This is a genomic window from Leucobacter sp. OLIS6, assembly GCF_002752355.1.
In the GTDB taxonomy this organism is placed as follows: domain Bacteria; phylum Actinomycetota; class Actinomycetes; order Actinomycetales; family Microbacteriaceae; genus Leucobacter.
Map to the genome: position 1 here is coordinate 178,735 of NZ_MRAV01000008.1, position 21,717 is coordinate 200,451.

The following is a 21,717-nucleotide window of genomic DNA, read 5'->3' on the forward strand; positions in this document are numbered from 1 at the left end:
CATGACCGACGTCGTCCTGACCGGCGGGGCCCGCACGGGCCCCGCCGGGGAACCCGCGCCCGCGCCGGACATCGATGAGCCGCACCGCGGCGGCAGCTGGCTGCGCTTCGCCGCGATGAAGGCCGGGGGAGCCCTGGTCTCGCTCGTGATGGTCGTGGTGCTCGGCTTCTTCGCGTTCCGGATCCTGCCCGGCGATCCCGTCCGCTCGCTCGCTCGCGGCCGCCGGGTCAGCCCCGAACAGCTCGATGCGATGCGCATCGAGATGGGACTCGACCAGCCGCTCATGGCGCAGTTCTGGCGCTACCTGACCGACCTCTTCCGGGGGGACCTCGGATACTCGTACACCTACAACCAGCCCGTCTCCGAGCTCATCGGGGAGCGTCTGCTGCCGACGCTGCTGCTCACCGGTACCGCGTTCGCGATCTCGGTGCTGCTCGGGCTGTGGCTCGGGCAGCGCGCCGCCTGGCGGCGCGGCTCGTTCTTCGACCGGGCGCAGACGGGCACCGCGCTGACCCTCTGGTCGGTGCCGACCTTCTGGCTCGGGCTCCTGCTGCTGCTCGTCTTCGCGGGTACGCTGCACTGGTTCCCGACGGGCGGCATGGTCTCGGTCGGATCCGGCGCGACGGGCCTCGCACTGGTGCTCGACGTCGCGCACCACATGGTGCTCCCCGTGCTCACGCTCGCCGCGGTGGTCTACGCGCAGTACCTGCTGGTGATGCGCACCTCGCTGCTCGAGGAGATGACCTCGGACTACCTCGTGACCGCCCGGGCCAAGGGGCTCAACGAGGACGGGGTGCGCCGGCGCCACGCGGTGCCGAACGCCCTGCTGCCGACCGTGACCCTCATCTTCCTCGCGCTCGGCGGGCTGATCGGCGGCGCGGTGACGGTCGAGGCCGTCTACTCGTGGCCCGGCCTCGGATACCTGACCTTCCAGGCGCTCCGCGCGCCGGACTTCCCCGTTCTGCAGGGCACCTTCGTGGTCTTCTCCGCGATCGTCATCCTGATGAACTTCATCGCCGACCTGCTGTACCGGTCGCTCGACCCGAGGCTGCGCACCGCATGACCGCATCACCACGGCTCTCCACGCCGCTCACCGCCCGCGGCGTCGCCGCATCCCGCAGGCGCGCCCGCGCCGCCGAGGTCTGGCGCGAGTTCCGCGCCCAGCGCTCAGGCCTCTTCGGGCTCGTCGTCCTGATCGTCGTGATCGCGTTCGCGCTCGCGGCACCGCTGCTGTTCCCCGCCGAGACGCTCGACGTCACCCGGATCTCGACCGCGCCGAACCAGCCGCCCACCTGGGCGCTGCCGCTCGGCACCGACCCGCTCGGCCGCAGCGTGCTCGCCCTGCTCGTCTGGGGCGCTCGCGCCTCGCTCCTCGTCGGCTTCGCTGCGACCCTCGTCTCGATGGTCATCGGCACGGCGATGGGCATGGCCGCCGGGCACTTCGGCGGCGCGACCCAGGCGGTCCTCATGCGCGTGATCGACTTCTTCCTGGTCGTGCCCTCGCTCGTGCTCGCGATCGTGCTGTCGAGCGTGCTCGGGCCGGGCGTCGTCACGATCATCGTCGCGATCGGCGTCACCTCGTGGGCGGCCACCTCCCGGCTCGTGCGCGCGCAGACCCTCACCGTCGAGTCGCGCGGCTACATCGAGCGGGCCTGGGCGCTCGGCGCCGGCGACGGGCACGTGCTCCGCCGGCACGTGCTGCCCGCCGTGCTGCCGCTCGTGCTCGCGAACACGACCCTCACGGTCGGTTCGGCGATCATCTCGGAGTCGACGCTGTCGTTCCTGGGTCTCGGCGATCCCAGCACGATCTCGTGGGGCTCCATGCTCAAGCTCTCGCTCGACACCGGGGCCGCGACCGGCGGCTACTGGTGGTACGTGCTGCCGCCCGGCATCGCGATCGCCGTCGTGGTGCTCGCCTTCACACTGGTCGGCCGCGCGTTCGAGTCCGTGATCAATCCCACCCTGCGAGGTCGATGATGCCCCAGCTCGTATTCGAAGACGTCCGGATCAGCTACACGACCCACGACGACCGCGGCGGTCGCGGCACGGTGGAGGCCGTGCGCGGCGTGAGCCTCGTGCTCGAGCCCGGATCCACCGTCGGCCTCGCCGGGGAGTCCGGCTGCGGCAAGTCGACGCTCGCCATGAGCGTCCTGCGCCTGCTGCCGGCCAACGCCCGCATCGAGGGGCGCATCCTGATCGGCGACGAGTCCGTCGCCGACATGCGCTGGGGCCGACTGCGCGCGGTGCGCTGGACCGAGGCGGCGATCGTGTTCCAGGGAGCGATGCACTCGCTCAACCCCGTGCAGCGCGTCGGCGACCAGATCGGCGAGGCGCTGCGGTTGCACGCGAGCGGCGACCGCGCCGCGTACCGCGACGCCGACCGCCGGCGCGCTCGCGTCGCCGAGCTGCTCGGCCAGGTGGACCTGTCCGCGGCGAAGGCCGCGTCGTACCCGCACGAGCTCTCGGGCGGGCAGAAGCAGCGCGTCATGATCGCGATGGCGCTCGCCTGCGAACCCGAGATCGTCATCGCCGACGAGCCCACGACGGCGCTCGACGTGATCGTGCAGGACCAGATCCTGCAGCTGCTGCGCCGCATGGTGCGCGAGCGCGGGCTCTCGCTCCTCATGATCAGCCACGACCTCTCGGTGCTCGCGTCGACCTGCGAACGCATCGCGGTGATGCAGCACGGCGAGATCGTGGAGGAGGGGCCCTCGGCCGAGGTGATGGCGAATCCCCGGCACCCGCACACGCGGGCGCTCGCCGCCGCGTTCCCCACCATCGGCGACTGGTCGTCGCGGCTCTCCCTGCCCGGCTTCACCGCGCCGGACGCGCCCGGGCCCGGCGGCCCCGGATCCCGTCCCCGACCGCAGCCCAGCGGTGCCTTGGCGACGCCGACCCGCGTGCTGCCGCTCGAGGACGCCGTGATCGCGGCCCGCGGGCTGAACGTGGTGTTCGGTCGCGGCGCGCGGGCCCACACCGCGGTGCGGGACGTCGACCTCACTTGCCGCCCGGGCGAGATCATCGCCCTCGTCGGCCAGTCGGGTTCGGGCAAGACCACGCTCGCCCGCACCGTGCTCGGGCTGCAGCACCCCAGCTCGGGCGAGCTGCTCTATCGAGGTGATCCGCTGCCGACCCGTCGCCGCGATCTGAAGGAGTACCGCAGGCGGGTGCAGTTCGTGCTGCAGGATCCGTCGGCCGCGCTGAACCCCAAGCAGACGGTCTACGAAGCGGTCGCCGAAGGGCCCCGGTTGCACCGCATGCCGGGAGACGAGCGGGAGCTCGTCGCCCGCGCGCTGGCGGACGCGGAGCTCACTCCTCCCGAGCGGTACCTCGAAGCGATCCCGCAGGAGCTCTCGGGCGGCCAGCGGCAGCGCGTCGTGATCGCCGGCGCCCTCGCGCTCGGCCCGGAATTCCTGGTCGCCGACGAACCGGTCGCGAGCCTCGACGCCTCGGTGCGGGCGGGCGTGCTCGCGCTCATGCTCCGGCTGCGCTGCGAGCTGGGACTGGGCGCACTGGTGATCACGCACGACCTCGGCCTGGCCTGGAACATCGCCGACCGCGTCGCGGTCATGTACCGCGGCGAGATCGTCGAGCACGGCACCGTCGAGCAGGTGCTGCTCGATCCGCAGCACGAGTACACGCGTCGGCTGCTCTCGGTGGTGCCGTCCCGGCAGCTGCGCGAGACCGAGGACCCGGATCCGGACCGGGTCGGCACCGCACCGGCCGACACCGAACCCGCCGACACCGAACGACCGAAGGAGACCGCACGTGCAGACCGCTGAGACCGCTGAGACGGCCGCACCGCTCGAACCGCTGCGTCCGGGAGACCGGGTCGGGCTCGTCTCGCCCTCGAGCGCGGTGCCCAAGCGGCGCCTGCGCGAGGCCGTGGCCCTGCTCGAGAGCTGGGGCCTCGTGCCCGTCGTCGGCGAGCACGCCCTCGATAAGCACCCGCGCGCGGGCAGCTATCTCGCGGGCGAGGACCGCGACCGGGCCGAGGACCTGCGCCGGGCGTGGACCGACGACTCGCTCGCCGCCGTGTTCTGCATGCGCGGCGGCTACGGCGCCGCGCGCGTGCTCGACCTGCTCGACCCCGAGGAACTGCGTGCGGCGCGGCCCAAGCTGCTGATCGGGTCCTCCGACATCACCGCGCTGCACGAGTACTGGGAGCACGAGATCGGCACGCCGACCCTGTTCGCCCCGATGCTCGCGACCGGCGACCTGATGGACGATCCTGGCAACGTCGCCGCGCTGAAGCGGGCGCTGTTCACCCCGACCCGGGGCCGCGTGCTGACCGCTCCGGGCGCGGATCCCATCGTTCCGGGCACCGCCGAGGGGCGGCTCGCGGGCGGCAATCTCAGCCTGCTCGTCATGACCGCCGGGGCGCACCCCGCCGACCGGGTGCGTGCCGACGGGCGGATCGTGCTGCTCGAGGACGTCACCGAGGATCCCTACCGGATCGACGGGTTCCTGCTCACGCTCCTGCGCTCCGGGTACTTCGAAGGCGCCCGTGGGATCGCGCTCGGCACCTGGGTGAAGTGCGGGCCGCTGCCCGAGATCCGAGCGATCGCGGAGGAGATGCTCGCGCCGCTCGGGATCCCGCTGCTCTGGGGGCTGCCGTTCGGGCACGGCTTCGGAGTGGACTGCGTGCCGCTCGGCCTGCGGGGGCGACTCGTCGCCGAGGGCGCGAACCCGAGGATCGACGTTGTTGAGTGAGCGGCCGGACTCCGGCGTGCACGGACCCTACTCGGACGGGGTGCCGGTGCTGAGCTGGTGCGGCATCGGGGCCGACGGCCGGGCGTTCGGGCGCGGCGTCGATCACCCCTTCGACGGCGGAGCCCGGGGGAGACCGGGCGAGACGCTCACCGCTCGGGCGTTGGCCTCGGGACTCGGAAGCGGGGCCGAGCCGAGCGACGGGGGCGACGGCGGGGTGCGCTTCCACGCATCCCGCGCCGTCGTCGATGGTCAGGAGCTCCGGCTTGCGGTGATCGCCCGCGCGTTCTCGGCCGCGGACGCCGTCGAGGCCGCGCGGGCGATCTCGGATGCGCTGTTCGGATCGCCGGTCGGCGCCGAACCGGGCGAACCCGCGGTCACCTTCCGCGCGCTGGACGCCGACGGCGGGATCCTCGCCGAGCGCGGTCCCGAGCTCGTCCGCTACGCGGCGAGCACGATCAAGCTCGGCGTCGCCGTGGCGGCGCTGCTCGCGGCGGATCGCGGCGAGCTGGACCTCTCCGAGACCGTCGTGAGCCGGCACCGGTTCCCGAGCGCGATCCCCGGAGCGGGGGACTTCGGGTTCACCCCCGATGAAATCGATGCCGGGTTCCCGGCCGACGGCGCTCCGGTCACCCTGGGCGAATGCCTCGCCCGCATGATCGAGGTCTCGTCGAACGAGGGGACCAACCTGCTGGTCCGACGGCTCGGGCTCCCCGCGGTGGCCGAGGCGTTCGCCGTGACGGGCGCCCGCACCGCCCGCATGACCCGGCTCATCGGCGACTACGCCGCCCGCGATGCCGGGGAGACCCACGAGGCGAGCGCGTCGGACCTCGCCGCAGTGATGCGGGCGATCGTCGCGGGCGATGCACTGTCGGCGGAGTCCGCCGCCCTCCTGGCGGCGCACCTCGCGCGGCAGCGCTTCCCGGTCATCGCCGACGGGCTGGACGAGTGCGACGACTGGGGATCGAAGAGCGGCTGGGTGACCGGGATCCGGCACGACGTCGCCTGGTTCCGGCACCGTGGCCAGCAGCGCCCGAGCGTGCTGGCCGTCTGCACCGCGGGTCTCGAGACCTCGGCGGCGCTCGAGACCATCCGCGCGGTCGGATCCGCGGTGGAGCACCGCATCCTCCGCGCATCGCGGGACGCCGGAACCCTGCTCGGCAGCGGTCGCTGATCCGGGCGCCGCCCACCGACACGACATCGCACACGAAACGGAGAACACGAGAAACATGCAGCAGACCCAGCACGCGGTGGTCGTCGGCGGGGGCCTGATCGGCCTCTGCACGGCGCACGCACTGCTCCGCGACGGGCATCGGGTGACCATCGTCGAACGCGACCGCCTGGGAGCCGGCGCGGCCACGGGCAACGCGGGGGAGCTGACCCCGCAGCAGGTCGCGCCCCTGGCCTCGCCGAACACCGCCCGAGACGTCGTCGCCGGGGTGCTGACCCGATCCTCCTATCTGTCGATCGCGATCCCCAGGCTGCCCGCGCTCGCGGGGTTCGGGCTGGGGTTCCTCCGCGCGTCCGGGCGGAAGCGCGCCGCGCGGGGCGCCGAGGCGCTCGCGCAGTTCTCGCGGGCGATCCTGCCCTCGCTGCACCGGCTCGGCGCGGACGGCGTCGATCTCTCGGGCGGCGGCAGCGGATACCTCATGACCTGCGCGGACGGCGGCGAACTGATCGCGGCGCACGGGAAGTACCGCATCCGCGCCGAGCGCGGCTGGGGCGTCGCACCCGGTCCGATCCTGCGGGGTGGAGCGCTGCGCGAGCGGGAGCCGGCTCTCGCGCCCGGCACCGAAGCGGGGTTCCTGCTGCCCGAGGAGTTCTCGCTCGATCCGGTGACCTTCGTGGCGAGCCTCGCCGCGCACGTGATCGAGGCCGGTGCCGAGGTCCGGTCCGGGCTCGAGGCCCGCCGGCTCGGCGACGGCGCCGAGATCGTCTGCGTCGACCGCGAGGGCACCGAGACCCGCGTCTCGGGCGACCGGGTCGTGATCGCAGCGGGCGCCTGGACCACGCCGATCCTGCGCCGATCCGGGATCCGGTCGGCGAGCATCGTCTCGGGCAAGGGCTACAGCTACACCGTGCCGGTCGCACGGATGCCCGCGACGCTCGTGCACTCGATCGACCGGCACTGCGTCGCGATCCCCATGCACGACCGGCTCCGCATCGTCGGCATGATGGAGTTCGACGGGCATCCGGAACGGTTGCACCGCGACCGCCTGGACGTGCTCACGCGAGCCGCCCGCGGCCTGATCGCGGGCGCCGACTGGGAGCACCGGACCGACGAATGGGTCGGGGCCAGACCCATGACCGCGGACGGCATGCCGCTGCTCGGCGCGGTGCCCGACCGGCCCGAGGTCATCGTGGCCGCGGGGCACAACATGCACGGGCTCTCGCTCGGTCCGGTCACGGGCGAGGTCGTCGCCGACCTCGTGGCCGGACGCGAGCCGACCGCGGACGGTGCGCCCCTCGACCTCGCGCCGTTCCGCGTTCGACGCTGATCGCGTCACATGCCGCCACACCCCGGCGCGGCCCGCTAGGCTGGACGAGTTCGTTCTGAGAGATGCTCTCCGTTCGCACGGCTTCAGGGGCCAATCCGGGTCCGCTCGCCACCACCAGAAGACGCTGGTGAGCGAGCGCCGACGAGCACCATCCAGATCCACCCCCAGGAGCGAACGATGACCGATGCGATGCGATCGGACGACCTGAACGCCATCGACCAGCGCGTGTTCCCGCCCGCCGCCCGGCGCGGCAGCGAGTGCGGCCAGCTCAAGCTCGGCGGCATCCGCGCCACCGAGCTCGTTGAGCGCTTCGGCTCGCCGCTCTACGTGGTGGACGAGGACGCCGCCCGCGCCCGAGCGCGCGAGATCCGAGGGGCGCTGCAGCGCGAGTTCGCCCGGATCGGCACCGAGGCCACCGTCTACTACGCGGGCAAGGCGTTCCTCTGCGTCGAGGTCGCCCGCTGGATGAGCGAAGAGGGCCTCAACATCGACGTCGCCAGCGGCGGCGAGCTCGCCGTCGCGCTCGCGGCCGGAGTCGACCCCGCGCGCATCGGGTTCCACGGCAACAACAAGTCGGAACACGAGATCGCGCGCGCGGTCGCGGCCGGCGTCGGCACGCTGATCCTCGACTCGGTGCAGGAGATCGCCCGGGTCTCCGCCGCGGCGACCGAGGCCGGGATCCGCCAGCGGGTCCGCCTGCGCGTCAACAGCGGCGTGCACGCCTCCACCCACGATTTCCTCGCGACCTCGCACGAGGACCAGAAGTTCGGGCTGCCGCTCGATCGCGCGGTCGAGGTCGTCGCCCTCATCGCGGCTGAACCGGCCCTCGACTTCGCCGGACTGCACTGCCACATCGGATCCCAGATCTTCGCCACCGACGGGTTCCGCGAATCGGCCCGCCGCCTCGTCGGCGTCTACGGTGCGCTGGCCGAGGTGCTCGGCGCCCCCGTGCCCGAGCTGAACCTCGGCGGTGGCTTCGGCATCGCCTACACCCCGGCCCAGGCCGAGGAGGAGCCCGAGGTCGCGGCGATCGCGCGCGAGCTCGCCGACATCGTCGCCGCGAGCTGCGCCGAGGCGGGGATCCCGATCCCCAGGGTCGCGTTCGAGCCCGGGCGCAGTGTGATCGGTCAGGCCGGCGTGACGCTCTACACGGTCGGCACGACCAAGCCGGTTTCTCTGCGCGGCAGCGACGCCGACGCGGATCCGGCCGATCTCGGGCACGCCGAGCGGCTCTACGTCAGCGTCGACGGCGGCATGAGCGACAACGCGAGGCCCGCGCTCTACGGCGCCGACTACCACGTGCGCCTCGCCAATCGGCGGAGCGAGGCGGGGGCCGCGCTCGTGCGCGTCGTGGGCAAGCACTGCGAGTCCGGCGACATCGTCGTGCAGCGCGACCTGCTGCCGGGCGATGTGGCCCCGGGCGACCTGCTCGCGGTCGCCGCGACCGGCGCCTACTGCTGGTCGCTGTCGAGCAACTACAACTACGTGCCCAGGCCACCCGTGGTCGCGGTGCGCGAAGGCGATGCCCGCACGATCGTGCGCGGCGAGACGGAGGACGAGCTGCTCGCGCGAAGCGTGTTCGAGCCGCTCCCGAACGGAGGAAGCAAGTGAACGGATACCGCGATCTCCGCGTCGCACTGCTGGGCTGCGGCTCGGTCGGGGCGCAGGTGGCCAGGCTGATCCTCGAACAGGGCGACGAGCTCGCCGCTCGGGTCGGGGCACGCCTGCAGCTCGCCGGCATCGCCGTGCGCAGCCTCGATGCCAAGCGCGACGTCGAGCTGCCGCAGGAGCTCTTCACCACGGACGCGGAGCAGCTCGTGCTCGGCGCCGACGTGGTGGTCGAGCTCATGGGCGGCGTCGAGCCCGCGCGCACGCTGATCCTGCAGGCGCTCGAGGCCGGGGCCGACGTGGTCACGGCGAACAAGGCGCTCATCGCGGCGCACGGCCCCGAGCTGGCGGACGCCGCCGAACAGGTCGGCGCGCAGCTCTCCTACGAGGCCGCCGTCGCCGGCGCGATCCCGATCATCCGCCCGCTGCGCGAGAGTCTCGCCGGCGATCACATCACGCGGGTCCTCGGCATCGTCAACGGCTCCACGAACTACATCCTCGACCGCATGGATCGCTTCGGCGACAGCGCCGAGGACGCGATGCGCGTGGCGAGCGAGCTCGGCTACCTCGAGGCCGATCCGACCCTGGACGTCGAGGGCTACGACGCGGCGCAGAAGGCGACCATCCTCGCGAGCATCGCATTCCACACCGAGGTTCCGGTCGACGCGGTGCACCGCGAGGGCATCACCTCGATCACCTCCGAGCAGATCCAGGCGGCCCGCAACGCGGGCGCCGTCATCAAGCTCCTCGCGATCGCCGAGCGGGTCACCGCGACCGATGGGACCCAGGGCGTCTCGGCCCGGGTCTACCCGGCGCTGATCGACCGCGACCACCCCCTCGCGGCCGTGCACGGCGGCAAGAACGCCGTATTCGTCGAGGCCGAAGCGGCGGGCGAGCTCATGTTCTACGGTGCGGGCGCCGGTGGCGTCGAGACCGCGTCCGCCGTGCTCGGCGACCTCGTCTCGGCCGCGCGCCGGCACGTGGTCGGCGGCCCCGGCATCCCGGGATCGGCGCACGCCGATCTGCCGATCCTGTCCGTCGGCGAGGTGCGTACGCGCTACCAGGTCATGCTCGACGTGCGCGACGAGCCCGGCGTGCTCGCCGCGATCGCAGGGATCCTCGCCGATCACGGCGTCTCGGCGGCGAGCGTCGAGCAGTCCGTGCCCGAGGACGCCGCGGGCACGGCTACCCTGGTGATCGGCACGCACACGGCGCGCGAGGCGGATCTCGCGGCGACCGTCGACGCGCTCCGCGACAGCGACGTGGTGACGGCCGTGACGAGCGTGCTCCGACTCGAGGGAAACTGATGACCGCTGCTGCTCCGCGCGCCGTCCGCGTGCGCGTCCCCGCCACGAGCGCCAATCTCGGCCCCGGCTTCGACACGCTCGGGCTCGCGCTGGCGCACGGCGACGAGCTGACCGCGACGACCCGCCCCGACGGCGCGATCCGCGTCGCCGTCTCGGGCGTGGGGGAGGGCGAGGTCCCGACCGACGCATCCAACCTGGTCGCCCGTTCGGCCGCCCATGTCTACTCGCGCCTCGGTCGCGAGCTGCCGGGCCTCGACATCGTCGCGCACAACCGGATCCCGCACGGGCGGGGCATGGGTTCATCGGGCTCGGCGATCGTCGCCGGCGTCATGATCGCCGCGGGACTGCTCGCGAGCGATCCGGAGTCGCCCGTCGAACTGAGCGAGGACGAGCTGCTCGCCTTCGCGACCGAGCTCGAGGGGCACCCCGACAACGTCGCCCCCGCGCTCTTCGGCGGCCTGACCATCGCCTGGACCACCGACGAGGGTCCGCGTTTCAAGCGGCTGCTCGTGCACCGGGGCGTCGCCCCGCTCGTGCTCGTGCCCACCTTCACCATGTCGACGGAGCTCGCCCGCAGCCTGCAGCCGAAGGAGGTGCCCTACGCCGACGCCGTGTTCAACGTGTCGCGTTCGGCGCTGCTCGTCGCGGCGCTCACGCAGAGCCCCGAGCTGCTCTTCGCAGCGACCGAGGATCGCCTGCACCAGGACTACCGCGGCGAGGCCATGCCGCAGACCCGCGACCTGATCCGCGCCCTGCGCGCGGCGGGGCACGCGGCGGTCGTCTCGGGCGCCGGCCCCTCGATCCTCGTGCTCTCGCCCGGCCCCGCCGAGCGCCTCGCCGCGGCCGAGCTCGCCGCGCAGCACGGACCCGAATGGCGGCGGCTGCTCCTGGCCGTCGATATCAAGGGTGCTACAGTTGAAGGGATCCCGGCGGTTCCAGCGGCGGCATAGCCACGCAGAACTACGAGGTTCGCATCGCGAACCGAGGATCGTTTTCCCCACCGAGACCACGGTCCGGTGTCCTTGACGCACACTCGTGCGTATTTCGCGGGAGGAACTGGGCTCGCCCAGCGGCCCCCGCATCACGTTCCCGAAAGGAAAACCCGTGGAGCAGAACTCCGAAGAGACCACGGCTGCGACCGCAGCCGACGCCGCGCCCGCTGAGGCGACGGCACCCGCACGGCGCCGCACCTCGCGGCGCGTGAGCGCAGCGGCCGGTGCTCCGGTCGAGGCGCCCGTCGAGGCGGCGCCCGCTGCCGAGGCCGCTCCCGCCGAGGAGGCGCCGAAGAAGCGCGCCACGCGCAGCCGCAAGAAGGTCGCGGACACCGAGGCTCCGGCCGAGGCGCCCGCCGCCGAGACCGCCGCTGCCGAGGCGCCCGCCGCGGAGGCCGCACCGGCCAAGACCCGTCGCACCCGGACCACCAAGGCCGCTGCCGCCGCCGAGGCTCCGGCTGCCGAGGCTCCTGCCGCCGAGGCCGCTCCCGCCGAGGAGGCGCCGAAGAAGCGCGCCACGCGCAGCCGCAAGAAGGTCGCGGACACCGAGGCTCCGGCCGAGGCGCCCGCCGCCGAGGCGCCCGCCGCCGAAGCGAAGCCGGCCGAGGTCGCCGAGCCCGTTCAGGCCGAGGCTCCCAAGAACGATCAGGCGGACGCCGGCGAGGCCAAGACCGGCGAGGGCGAGGGCGGAAGCACCCGCAGCCGCAACCGTCGCAACCGCAACAAGCAGAACGCCGACGCGGCGAAGAACGACGCCCAGAGCGCCGACGCCGAGACCGAGTCCTCCGACGACGCCGAGAAGTCGAACGGTCGCGGCAACGGACGCGGCGGCAACCGCAACGGCAACGACGGTGCGGGCACCGACAACAACGCCCGTTCGAGCCGCACCCGCCAGCGCGAGCGCAAGCGTCGCGGCCAGGGCGACGACCTCGAGCCCGAGCTGACCGAGGACGACGTCCTGCTGCCGATCGCCGGCGTGCTCGACGTGCTCGACAACTACGCGTTCGTGCGCACCACCGGCTACCTGCCCGGCACCGGCGACGTCTACGTCTCGCTCGGCCAGGTCAAGAAGTACCACCTGCGCAAGGGCGACGCGATCGTCGGTGCGATCCGCCAGCCGCGCGACGGCGAGGGCGGCGGCCGCCAGAAGTACAACGCGATCGTCAAGATCGACTCCGTCAACGGGCGCACGCTCGAAGAGAACGAGAACCGCGTCGAGTTCGCCGACCTGACCCCGCTCCCGCCGCAGGAGCGCCTGCGGCTCGAGACCGGCGCAGAACAGCTGACGCAGCGCGTCATCGACCTCGTCGCGCCGATCGGCAAGGGCCAGCGCGGCCTCATCGTCGCGCCGCCGAAGTCGGGCAAGACGGTCGTGCTGCAGCAGATCGCCGATGCGATCTCGAAGAACGCGCCCGAGGCCCACCTCATGGTCGTGCTCGTCGACGAGCGTCCCGAAGAGGTCACCGAACTGCAGCGCTCGGTCAACGGCGAGGTCATCGCCTCGACCTTCGACCGCCCGGCGGAGGACCACACCACGGTCGCCGAGCTCGCGATCGAGCGCGCGAAGCGCCTCGTCGAGCTCGGCCACGACGTCGTCGTGCTGCTCGACTCGCTGACCCGCCTCGGACGGGCCTACGGCGCGGCCTCGCCCGCCTCGGGCCGCTCGTTCGGCGGCGTGCTGGACGCGGCCGCGCTCGCACCGGCGAAGAAGTTCTTCGGTGCCGCACGCAACATCGAGAACGGCGGCTCGCTGACCATCATCGCGACCGCGCTCGTGGAGACCGGTGCGAAGGCCGACGAGGTCGTCCTCGAGGAGTTCGCCGGCGCGGCCAACATGGAGCTGCGCCTCGTGCGCGAGCTCGCCGACAAGCGGATCTTCCCGGCGGTCGACCTGAACGCGTCGTCGACCCACCGCGAAGAGGTGCTGCTGGGCGTCGACGAGCTCCAGGCCACCTGGAAGCTGCGTCGCGCGCTCGGCGACACCGGTCGCGAGCAGGCGCTCGAGAGCGTGCTGCGGAAGCTGGGCGAGACCTCGTCGAACGCCGAGTTCCTGCTGCTCATGCAGAAGTCGCAGGGGCTGTCCTGAGCATGTTCGAACAGGTCGAGGGGCTGCTCGTCGAGCACGCCGATCTGCAGGAGCAGCTCGCCGATCCCGAACTGCACGCCGACCCCGCACGCGCCAAGAAGGTCAACCGGCGCTACGCCGAGCTGAGCAAGATCAAGGCAGCGCACGAGCAGTGGGTCCAGGCCGGAGAGGACCTCGAGGCGGCTCGGGAGCTCGCGAAGGAGGACGACGCGTTCGCCGAGGAGATCCCGGCGCTCGAGGAGCACCTGGCCGAGTCCCAGGAGAAGGTCCGTCGACTGCTGATCCCGCGCGATCCCGACGACGCCCGCGACGTGATCCTCGAGATCAAGGGCGGCGAGGGCGGGGCCGAGTCGGCCCTGTTCGGAGCCGATCTGCTGCGCATGTACATGCACTTCGCGGAATCGAAGGGCTGGAAGACCGAGATCCTCGAGAAGGACGAGAGCGACCTCGGCGGCTACAAGAACGTGCAGGTCGCGATCAAGTCGAACGCCAGCGATCCGTCCCAGGGCGTCTGGGCGCACCTCAAGTACGAGGGCGGGGTGCACCGGGTGCAGCGCGTTCCCGTCACGGAGTCGCAGGGACGCATCCACACCTCGACCACGGGCGTGCTCGTGTACCCCGAGGTGGACGAGCCCGAAGAGGTCGCGATCAACCAGAACGACCTCAAGATCGACGTCTATCGTTCGAGCGGCCCCGGCGGCCAGTCGGTGAACACGACCGACTCCGCCGTGCGCATCACGCACCTGCCGACCGGCATCGTGGTCGCCATGCAGAACGAGAAGTCGCAGCTGCAGAACCGCGAGGCGGCCATGCGCGTGCTGCGGGCGCGCCTGCTCGCGCGGCAGCAGGAGGAGGCCGCTGCGGAGGCCAGCGCGCACCGCTCGAGCCAGATCCGCACCATGGATCGCTCCGAGCGGATCCGGACCTACAACTTCCCGGAGAACCGCATCGCGGATCACCGCACGGGGTTCAAGGCCTACAACCTCGACGCCGTCATGAACGGCGCGCTCGACGCGGTCATCGAGTCCTGCATCCGCATGGACGAGGAGAGCCGACTGGCCGATCTCGGCCAGTAGCTCCCGCGGAGGATCACGCGAACGAGAAAACCCCGCGCAGTGCATCGCCGAGGCGATCCGTTGCGCGGGGTTCTCGCGTTCGTGCGCTCCCTCAGGCCTGCGCGACGCTCTTGCGGGCCTCGGTCTCCAGCCAGATCCGGCGGCTGGTCCGCACGTGAGCGAGGGCCCGCTCGGCGGCGAGGTCGGGGTCGCCGCTGCGGATCGCCTCGAGCAGGGCGACGTGCTCGGTGTGCAGCGGCTGCGGGTCGTCGTTCTGCCGGAGGAGCCAGTGGAGCCGGCCCTCGAGCGGCTCCATGAGCGAGGTCAGCAGCGAGTTGTGCGCGCTCGCGGTGAGCAGGTCGTGGAAGCTCTGGTTGCAGCGTCCGACCGCCTGTGCGTCCGAACGGGCCGCCGCGTCCTCCGAGTCGGCGATCGCCCGGGCCAGGCCGTTCAGCTCCTCCGGCGTCGCGCGCTCGGTGGCGCGTCGTGCGGCGAGCACCTCGAGCGCGGTCCGCACCTCGAAGAGCTCCTCGACGTCCTGCTGGGTGAGGGGAGTGACGACCATCCCGCGATTGGGGAATGCCGACACGAACCCCTCGCCGCGCAGGATGTTCAGCGCGTCACGGACGGGGATCCGCGAGACCCCGAGCTCGGCTGCGAGGGTGCGTTCGACGAGACGCTGACCCGGCACGAAGTCGCCCTGCAGGATGCGCTCCCTGAGCACTGCGGCGACCTGGTGGTGCCGGGTGCTCGCGTCGTCCGGCGTCGCCGCTCCCGTGGGGGCTGCGGAGCTGTGTTCCTGCTTCATGGAGTCCAAGCGTAGCCCGCCGGACGCTGCGGAACGATCGCGTCGTCCGGCGGGCTTGAGATTCGGCCTAGCGGATGTCGACCCGGGGGATCGACGCCAGGAGGGTCTGCGTATACGGGTGCTTCGGGGCGTCGAACACCTCGTCGATGGTTCCCTCCTCGACGAAGCGGCCGGCGTTCATCACGACCACGTCGTCCGCGACGTGCCGCACCACCGAGAGGTCGTGCGAAACGAAGAGGTAGGCGAGGTCGAGCTCGCGCTGCAGGTCGTCGAGCAGGTTCAGGATCTGCGCCTGGATCGAGACGTCGAGCGCCGAGACGGGCTCGTCGAGCACGAGCACCTCGGGCTCGAGAGCGAGCGCCCGGGCGATGCCGACCCGCTGGCGCTGTCCGCCCGAGAACTCGCCGGGCTTGCGCGCGGCCATCTCGGCGCTCACGCCGACCCGGTCGAGGAGCTCGTCGACCTCGGAGCGGACGTAGCGGCCGGTGATCCGGAGCGGCTCGGCGACGATCTCGTGCACGGTCATGCGCGGGTCGAGCGCCGAGTAGGGGTCCTGGAAGACCATCTGCATGCGACCGCCGAGCTGCCGCCGCTTCCGCGCGGGCAGGCGGGTGATGTCCTCGCCGAAGGCGCGGATGCTGCCGCCCACGATCGGGCTGAGCCCGAAGAAGGATCGGATGAGGGTCGACTTGCCGCAGCCGGACTCCCCGACGAGTCCGAGCGTCCGGCCGGCGACGAGGCGCAGGCTCACACCGCGCACCGCCTGCACGCCCCTGCCGCGGCGCACTGCGCCGGGTCGGCCGTAGGTGATCTCGAGGTCCTCGACCTCGATCAACGGTTCGGTCATCGTGCTGCGTCCTCTCCGGCCGGAGTGCCCGGGGCACCGCTCGGCGCGAGCTCGTCGGCGAAGTGGCAGGCGGAACGCGATCCGCTCGGTCTGAGTTCGAGCATCGGTCGCGCGTCGGTGCAGACATCGCGGCCGCGCGCGATCTCGCAGCGCGGCGCGAACGGGCATCCGGCGGGGCGGAGTCTCGGTGAGGGCGGGTTACCCGGGATCGCGTAGGCGCGCTCGTCGCCCTCCGAGATGAGGCTCCGCAGCAGCCCCTGCGTGTAGGGGTGGGTGGGGCGGAGGAAGATCTCGCGCGTGGTCCCGGTCTCCACGATCCGGCCCGAGTACATGATGATCATGCGCGAGGCGTTCTGCGCGGCGAGCGCGAGGTCGTGGGTGATGAGGATCAGGGCCGAGGAGAGTTCCTCGCGGGCCTGCGCCAGTGTGCGCATGACCTGCGCCTGCACCGTGACGTCGAGAGCGGTGGTGGGCTCGTCGGCGATCAGCAGCGCCGGGCCGTTCGCCATGGCCATGGCGATGACGGCGCGCTGCCGCATGCCGCCCGACCATTCGTGCGGATAGGCTCTGGCGCGCTTCTCGGGTTCGGGGACCCCGACCGTGCGCAGCAGCTCGTGCACGCGTTCCCGCGCGTCGGACCGGGAGATGTCCTGGTGCAGACGCAGCGCCTCGGCGAGCTGGGGTCCGACTCGGCGCAGCGGATTGAGCGCGGTCATCGGGTCCTGGAAGACCATGCCGAAGTCGCGACCGCGCATTCGTCGCATCTCGCGGTCGCGCAGGCCGATGAGGTCGCGTCCGCGCCAGCGGATCGATCCCTGCGCGATCTCGAGCCCGACGGGGAGCAGGCCCATGACGGCGAGGACGGTCAGGCTCTTGCCCGATCCGGACTCGCCGACGATGCCGAGGACCTCGCCCTCTTCGACGGTGAACGAGACGTCGTCGATGAGGCGGACGGTCTCGCCGTCGGGCCCCGTGGTCGTGATGACGAGGTTCTGAACCTGCAGCAGCGGGATGTGCTCGTGCATGTCAACGCACCTTCCGGAGGGGCTGGGTGTTCTCTGCGGTGTAGCGCTGGCTGAAGAACTGGGTGCCGCCCACCACCAGGAAGATGGCGAGGCCGGGGATGATCGTCTGCCAGGGGGAGAGGCGCAGGTACTTCTGGCCCTCGAGGACGAGGCCGCCCCAGGTCGGGTCCGGCGGCTGGATGCCGAGGCCGAGATAGTCGAGCCCCGCCTGCAGGATGATCACCGTGCCGATGCTCGTGACCGCGAGGATGAACATCTGCGGCACGACGTGCGGCAGGATGTGCGTGCGGATCACCCGTCCGGCCGATGCGCCGAGCATCTGCGGTGCGACGACGAAGTCCCGGTGCCGGAGCGACAGTGCCGTGGCCCGCGCGAGCCGGGCGAAGCTCATCCAGTGGGTCAGCCCGAGCACCAGGATCATGAGCAGCGCGCTCGGCCCGAAGATCGCGGAGAGCGCGATGAGCAGCAGCACGGCCGGGAGGGCGAGGCTGACATCGGTCACGAGCGCGATCGCGCTGTCGAGCCAGCCGCCGAAGAACCCGGCCAGCAGCCCGAGCACCGTGCCGACCAGCATGTTCAGCAGCACGATCGCGAGGGTGATCCAGAGCGTCGTGGTCCCGCCCGCGGCGAGCCGGCTGAGCAGATCGCGGCCGACCGCGTCGGTGCCGAGCGGGTGCCCGGGATCGGCGAACGGCGAGAGGCGCACGGCGTCGAGGTTCTGCGTGTAGGGATCGAACCCCGGCCAGAAATGTGCGGCGACGACGGCGATCACCGTCGCGACGACGATGCCGCCGCCGATCGCGGAGAGCGTCCGGCCGCTCCCGCGGCTCCGGCGGCGTCGCGGTGCTACGGGGTCCACCTGTGCGAGGGTCACGGTGTGTGTCATGAGAGCTTCACCCTGGGGTCGATGAGCGAGTAGAGGATGTCGACCGCGACGTTGACGACGACGAAGATGAGCGAGACGACGAGGAGTCCGGCCTGGACCACCGCGAAGTCGCGCTGCCCGACGGCGCCGATGAGTGCGCTTCCGACACCGGGCCAGGCGAATACCTGCTCCACGATGATGGTGCCGCCGAGCAGACCTGCGAGATTGAGGCCCGCGACGGTCAGAATCGGGAGGAAGGCGTTGGGGAGCATCTCGGTGAGCACCACCGCGGTGTGGCTCTTGCCTCGGGCATAGGCGGTGCGCACGTACTCCGCCGTCGTCTGCTCGCTCAGCGCGGCATCGAGGAGGCGCACGTAGAGCACGAACTGGGCGGTGGCGATCGTGGCGACCGGGAGCACGAGCGACGGGGTGCCGCTGTAGCCGAGGCTCGGGAGCCAGCCCAGCGCGACCGAGAACAGGAGCACGAGCAGCACGCCGAAGAAGAAGTCCGGGACCGACTGGCGGAGCGATCCGCTCCAGACGAAGAGCGCGCGCAGCGTGCGGCTGCCGCGGATGTGGATCAGCGCCGCGGCGGCCACGGCCAGGACGAGACCGATCGCGAACGAGGTGATGGCGAGGGTCATGGTCGCGGGGAGGCGCTCGGCGATGATCTCGATGGCGGACTGTCCGGGATTCTTGTAGGAGACTCCGAAGTCGCCGCGGAGCAGGCCGCCGAGGTAGTTCAGGTACTGGACGCCGATCGGGTCGTTGAACCCGAGCTTTCCGTTGAGATCGTGGATCTGCTGCTCGGTCGCGCCCTCGGTGAGGATGAGGGCCGCGGGCTTGCCCGTCGCGCGGCCGAGCAGGAACGCGATGGTGACCGCGATGAAGAGGGTCGCGACCGCCTGCAGGATTCTGCGGAGGAGATATGTGGCCATGGGCGCTTTCCGTCTGAAGCGGTGGGGGTGGAAGGGAAGGGTGGTGGGGCCGCGCGTCCGCGCGGCCCCACCACCGGCTCAGCCGTCGGCTCGCGAGATCTCGGCCGCTCGGTAGATCCCGTCGACCGCGGGAGTCCACTTCAGCGCCTTGGACGAGGCGTAGGCGTTCTTGATCTCCCAGAGGGGGATGCTCGAGACGTGCTCGGTGTTCCACTCCCAGATCTGCGTGAACACCTGGTCGCGATCCTTGTCGCCGGCCGCCTGCTGAGCGGTGTAGAGCTTCGCCATCTCGGGGCTGCGCGCGTAGTCCTCGGGTCCGCCCGCGAGCAGCTGGCTCACGACCACGTCTCCGTCCATGCTCGAGGGGGACCAGAAGTTCAGGTACAGGCCCGTGATCTGATGGTTCGCGATCGTCAGGCTGAGACTCTGCTGCTCCGAGCCGACCAGTTTGATGTTGAGGCCGACGTCCTTGAGGTTGCCCGCGATCGCCTGCGCGACGTCCGGGTCGGTCGGGTCGCCGCCCGAGCTCGCGTACTGGAAGGTGATCGGTTCGCCTGCGTAGCCGGACTCGGCGATGAGCTGCTTCGCTGCCGCCGGGTCGAATTTCGGGGTCGGGTACCCGTCGACGTGGCCCGTGACTCCCTTCGCGACGGGCTGTCCCGTCGGGGTGCCGTAGCCCTCGAGCAGCTGCTCGATGATCTTCGAGCGGTCGATCGCGAGCGGGAGCGCCTGGCGGAGCTTCTCGTTCTTCAGCGCTCCGGCGGTCGTGTTGACTCCGACCAGGGCGACCTTGTTCGAGCGGGCATCGATGACCTGCGCATCGCTCGCCCCCTTGAGCACGGGCACCTGGCTGGCCGGGATGAGGGCGGCGTCGAGGGTGCCGGACTCCACGCCGGTGGTCCGGGCGTCGGCGGCTCCGACGAAGGAGAAGGTCACGGTGTCGAGCTTCGCCTTGTCGCCCCAGTAACCATCGAACCGCTTCACCTGGTAGTCGACGCCGTGGTTCCACGCGACGAACTGGAAGGGGCCGGTGCCGACGGGGGCGTCGGCGAATTTCGCCCCCTTCTTCTCGTAGTCGGCCTCGGGCACGATCCCGATCGTGGCGACCTGGTTCAGCCAGGCGCTGAAGGGATTCTTGAGGGTGAACTTGACGGTGTCGTCGCCGACGGCCTCGACCGAGTCGATCATCGCGATGGCGACGCGGTTGGTCGAGGTCTCGCTGGCGAGGATCTTCTCGTAGGTGTAGACGATGTCGGACACCGTGAGGTCGGTACCGTCGTGGAACTTGACCCCGTTGCGGATCTTGAACTCCCAGACCTTCTTGCTGTCGTCCGAGGACCAGGACTCCGCGAGGCCGGGCGTGATCGACCCGTCGGAAGCGATCCGGGTGAGGCCGTCGAACACGGCGTAGTACATGTTCCACGCCGAGAGCGAGCGCATCATGATCGGGTCGATGTTGCCGGGTTCCGTCGGCATCGCGAGGGTTGCCGCGCCGCCGGACGCCGCGGCGCCGCCGCTCTCGGTCTTCGCGGCATTGCCCATGCAGCCGGTGAGCAGCGCCGCGCTGATGGCGAACGCCGCTCCCGCGCCGAGGAGGCGCCTGAGCTGTCGTGTCTTCGTTGACATGGTGGGGGTGGTTCCTCTCGTGCGGCGCGCGGTCCGTTCCGCGCGCTCGGGGTGGGTGGAGGGGGGACTGGTGGAGCTGTTCGGCGGGGCGGCTCAGGCCGCCGAGATGAAGACGCCCATCTGCGGGAGGCCCGGAACCGGGATCTCGGTGCGCTCGTGCGTCTCGAGATCGATGACCGCGATCCCGTCCCAGGGGCCGCGGCTCGTCGATCCGCCGGTGAGGACGGCCTTGGGACGCCCGTCGGGGGAGCCGAGCCATTCGACAGGGTTCTCGTGCCCCTTCTCGAGCGGGACGAGGACCTCGGCGCCGGAAGCGAGGTCGCGGATGGTGAGGCTCGGGCCGAGGGTGGCACCGCCGATCGGGCCGACGCCGACGACGAGCAGACGGCCGTCGGCGGTGAGCCCGACGCCGTGCTGGTGCGAGTCGCCCGTCATCGGGGCGGTCGTGTAGCTCCGGGTCTCCGGCGAGTAGGTGACGAGACCTTTGCCCTGGTAGGGGAGATACAGGGTTCCGTCCTCTGCGACGGCGGCGTAGTGCGGCTTGTAGTGCGACATGAGGCCGCCCTCCGTGCCGAACGGAGCGACCTCGGTGCGGATGACTTCGTGGCCGGGCACGGTGATGGTGTGCAGCGTGAACGAGTCGTGGTCGATCGTGTAGACCTCGTGGCCGCTCGGCGAGAGCTGCACATCGAAGGGGCGCAGCCCGACCTCGAAGGAGTCGGTGAACGCGCCCGCCGCGGTGTCGAAGCGCTCGACGGTCGAGGTGCGCCCGTCGCGGTGGACGCCGGCGTAGACCGCTGATCCGTCGGGGAGCACGACGACGCCGGTGCCGCCCGGGCGGTACTCGCCGGTCGCGATCTCGGTCGGCTGGTCGAGGTAGGGGACGAGGGCGATCCGTTCGCGGGAGCGGAGATCGACGACGGCGAGGCCTTCGGCGGTCGTGACGTAGGCGCGATGCGAGGGTTCGTGGACGGCGATGGCCCAGGGGGCCGCGCCGACGACGGTCTCGGTCTGCACCGGGTCGGCCTCGGTGGCCAGATCGACGAACGCGATCCGGTCGGAGTGGCTCTCGGTGACGACGAAGATCGTGCCATCGCCGGTGCCGGGAATGCTGCGGGTCAAGGTCTGTCCTCCGGTGTCGGGTGCCCGGCCGGCGATCCTCGTCCCGTCAGGGCCCTTCGGAGTACCGCGTCGGTGCAGTCTGTTTGGTATGCCATATGTAGTATGGCACTGCCGTTGAAGGCCTCGCAACCGTTCTTCGATTCCTTTCTCCTGTGACGTATTGGCTTCGGGGTTCGTCGAAATGGCATGCCTGAGGCGGCCCTTGGGCTCTCGAGAGCGACTGCATCGCG

The 21,717-nt window shown here is 71.5% G+C and carries 17 protein-coding genes and 1 pseudogene; 11 read left to right on the plus strand and 7 right to left on the minus strand.

All coding sequences use genetic code 11. The features are described from left to right. Position 1: 1 nt before the first annotated feature. The 11 genes and pseudogenes from BMH31_RS04115 (at position 2) to prfA (ending at position 14,277) form a co-directional block, all read left to right on the plus strand. A complete protein-coding gene (locus BMH31_RS04115; protein WP_099724322.1) occupies positions 2 to 1,063 on the plus strand; it encodes an ABC transporter permease in 1,062 nt (353 codons plus the stop codon). Then, positions 1,060 to 1,977, plus strand: a complete 918-nt coding sequence (locus tag BMH31_RS04120) for an ABC transporter permease (RefSeq protein WP_099724321.1) — start codon at positions 1,060 to 1,062, stop codon at positions 1,975 to 1,977. The genes BMH31_RS04115 and BMH31_RS04120 overlap by 4 nt, the downstream gene beginning before the upstream one ends. Continuing rightward, entirely contained in the window at positions 1,977 to 3,782 is a 1,806-nt protein-coding gene (locus tag BMH31_RS04125) for an ABC transporter ATP-binding protein (protein WP_099724471.1), read from the plus strand. Before BMH31_RS04120 ends, BMH31_RS04125 begins: the two co-directional genes overlap by 1 nt. Next, the gene (locus BMH31_RS04130; RefSeq protein WP_199068305.1) at positions 3,769 to 4,713 is read left to right on the plus strand and encodes an LD-carboxypeptidase; all 945 of its coding nucleotides are present in this window, start codon (positions 3,769 to 3,771) and stop codon (positions 4,711 to 4,713) included. Before BMH31_RS04125 ends, BMH31_RS04130 begins: the two co-directional genes overlap by 14 nt. Next, on the plus strand, positions 4,706 to 5,884 hold the full coding sequence (locus BMH31_RS04135; RefSeq protein WP_158234947.1) for a serine hydrolase: 1,179 nt from the start codon (positions 4,706 to 4,708) through the stop codon (positions 5,882 to 5,884). The genes BMH31_RS04130 and BMH31_RS04135 overlap by 8 nt, the downstream gene beginning before the upstream one ends. Positions 5,885 to 5,906: 22 nt before the next feature. Beyond that, positions 5,907 to 7,208, plus strand: a pseudogene (locus tag BMH31_RS04140) (FAD-binding oxidoreductase); the annotation flags it as partial. Positions 7,209 to 7,385: 177 nt separating this feature from the next. Beyond that, positions 7,386 to 8,819, plus strand: coding sequence for a diaminopimelate decarboxylase (gene lysA, locus BMH31_RS04145; protein WP_099724318.1), 1,434 nt, complete (start codon positions 7,386 to 7,388; stop codon positions 8,817 to 8,819). Continuing rightward, on the plus strand, positions 8,816 to 10,123 hold the full coding sequence (locus BMH31_RS04150) for a homoserine dehydrogenase (RefSeq protein ID WP_099724317.1): 1,308 nt from the start codon (positions 8,816 to 8,818) through the stop codon (positions 10,121 to 10,123). Before lysA ends, BMH31_RS04150 begins: the two co-directional genes overlap by 4 nt. Continuing rightward, entirely contained in the window at positions 10,123 to 11,073 is a 951-nt protein-coding gene (gene thrB / locus BMH31_RS04155; RefSeq protein WP_099724316.1) for a homoserine kinase, read from the plus strand. Before BMH31_RS04150 ends, thrB begins: the two co-directional genes overlap by 1 nt. A 154-nt stretch (positions 11,074 to 11,227) precedes the next feature. Further along, positions 11,228 to 13,201, plus strand: coding sequence for a transcription termination factor Rho (gene rho, locus BMH31_RS04160; RefSeq protein ID WP_241898124.1), 1,974 nt, complete (start codon positions 11,228 to 11,230; stop codon positions 13,199 to 13,201). 2 nt (positions 13,202 to 13,203) lie between these two features. Further along, a complete protein-coding gene (prfA, locus tag BMH31_RS04165; RefSeq protein WP_099724314.1) occupies positions 13,204 to 14,277 on the plus strand; it encodes a peptide chain release factor 1 in 1,074 nt (357 codons plus the stop codon). 91 nt (positions 14,278 to 14,368) lie between these two features. Here prfA and BMH31_RS04170 read toward each other — a convergent pair whose 3' ends face one another. The 7 genes from BMH31_RS04170 to BMH31_RS04200 form a co-directional block, all read right to left on the minus strand. Next, positions 14,369 to 15,064 (minus strand): GntR family transcriptional regulator, encoded by a 696-nt coding sequence (locus BMH31_RS04170; RefSeq protein ID WP_099724313.1) that lies wholly within the window; start codon positions 15,062 to 15,064, stop codon positions 14,369 to 14,371. A gap of 67 nt (positions 15,065 to 15,131) precedes the next feature. Beyond that, positions 15,132 to 15,911 (minus strand): ATP-binding cassette domain-containing protein, encoded by a 780-nt coding sequence (locus tag BMH31_RS04175; protein ID WP_099724312.1) that lies wholly within the window; start codon positions 15,909 to 15,911, stop codon positions 15,132 to 15,134. After that, the gene (locus tag BMH31_RS04180; RefSeq protein ID WP_099724311.1) at positions 15,908 to 16,936 is read right to left on the minus strand and encodes an ABC transporter ATP-binding protein; all 1,029 of its coding nucleotides are present in this window, start codon (positions 16,934 to 16,936) and stop codon (positions 15,908 to 15,910) included. Before BMH31_RS04180 ends, BMH31_RS04175 begins: the two co-directional genes overlap by 4 nt. A gap of 1 nt (position 16,937) precedes the next feature. Further along, positions 16,938 to 17,822, minus strand: coding sequence for an ABC transporter permease (locus tag BMH31_RS04185; protein ID WP_099724310.1), 885 nt, complete (start codon positions 17,820 to 17,822; stop codon positions 16,938 to 16,940). Next, positions 17,819 to 18,739 (minus strand): ABC transporter permease, encoded by a 921-nt coding sequence (locus BMH31_RS04190; protein ID WP_099724309.1) that lies wholly within the window; start codon positions 18,737 to 18,739, stop codon positions 17,819 to 17,821. The genes BMH31_RS04185 and BMH31_RS04190 overlap by 4 nt, the downstream gene beginning before the upstream one ends. Before the next feature lie 78 nt (positions 18,740 to 18,817). Beyond that, the gene (locus tag BMH31_RS04195) at positions 18,818 to 20,365 is read right to left on the minus strand and encodes an ABC transporter substrate-binding protein (RefSeq protein WP_099724308.1); all 1,548 of its coding nucleotides are present in this window, start codon (positions 20,363 to 20,365) and stop codon (positions 18,818 to 18,820) included. 93 nt (positions 20,366 to 20,458) lie between these two features. Next, positions 20,459 to 21,487: a hypothetical protein gene (locus BMH31_RS04200; protein ID WP_099724307.1), complete on the minus strand. Its 1,029-nt coding sequence runs from the start codon at positions 21,485 to 21,487 to the stop codon at positions 20,459 to 20,461. Between the last annotated feature and the right edge of the window lie 230 nt (positions 21,488 to 21,717).

Excerpts from the sequence above, each read along its gene's own strand:
- BMH31_RS04115 (WP_099724322.1), top strand. The coding sequence starts at position 2 with ATGACCGACGTCGTCCTGACCGGCGGGGCCCGCACGGGCCCCGCCGGG.
- thrB (WP_099724316.1), top strand. The coding sequence starts at position 10,123 with ATGACCGCTGCTGCTCCGCGCGCCGTCCGCGTGCGCGTCCCCGCCACG.
- BMH31_RS04125 (WP_099724471.1), top strand. The coding sequence starts at position 1,977 with ATGCCCCAGCTCGTATTCGAAGACGTCCGGATCAGCTACACGACCCAC.
- BMH31_RS04120 (WP_099724321.1), top strand. The coding sequence starts at position 1,060 with ATGACCGCATCACCACGGCTCTCCACGCCGCTCACCGCCCGCGGCGTC.
- prfA (WP_099724314.1), top strand. The coding sequence starts at position 13,204 with ATGTTCGAACAGGTCGAGGGGCTGCTCGTCGAGCACGCCGATCTGCAG.
- BMH31_RS04175 (WP_099724312.1), bottom strand. The coding sequence starts at position 15,911 with ATGACCGAACCGTTGATCGAGGTCGAGGACCTCGAGATCACCTACGGC.
- BMH31_RS04170 (WP_099724313.1), bottom strand. The coding sequence starts at position 15,064 with ATGAAGCAGGAACACAGCTCCGCAGCCCCCACGGGAGCGGCGACGCCG.
- BMH31_RS04195 (WP_099724308.1), bottom strand. The coding sequence starts at position 20,365 with ATGTCAACGAAGACACGACAGCTCAGGCGCCTCCTCGGCGCGGGAGCG.
- BMH31_RS04180 (WP_099724311.1), bottom strand. The coding sequence starts at position 16,936 with ATGCACGAGCACATCCCGCTGCTGCAGGTTCAGAACCTCGTCATCACG.
- BMH31_RS04190 (WP_099724309.1), bottom strand. The coding sequence starts at position 18,739 with ATGGCCACATATCTCCTCCGCAGAATCCTGCAGGCGGTCGCGACCCTC.
- BMH31_RS04185 (WP_099724310.1), bottom strand. The coding sequence starts at position 17,822 with ATGACACACACCGTGACCCTCGCACAGGTGGACCCCGTAGCACCGCGA.
- lysA (WP_099724318.1), top strand. The coding sequence starts at position 7,386 with ATGACCGATGCGATGCGATCGGACGACCTGAACGCCATCGACCAGCGC.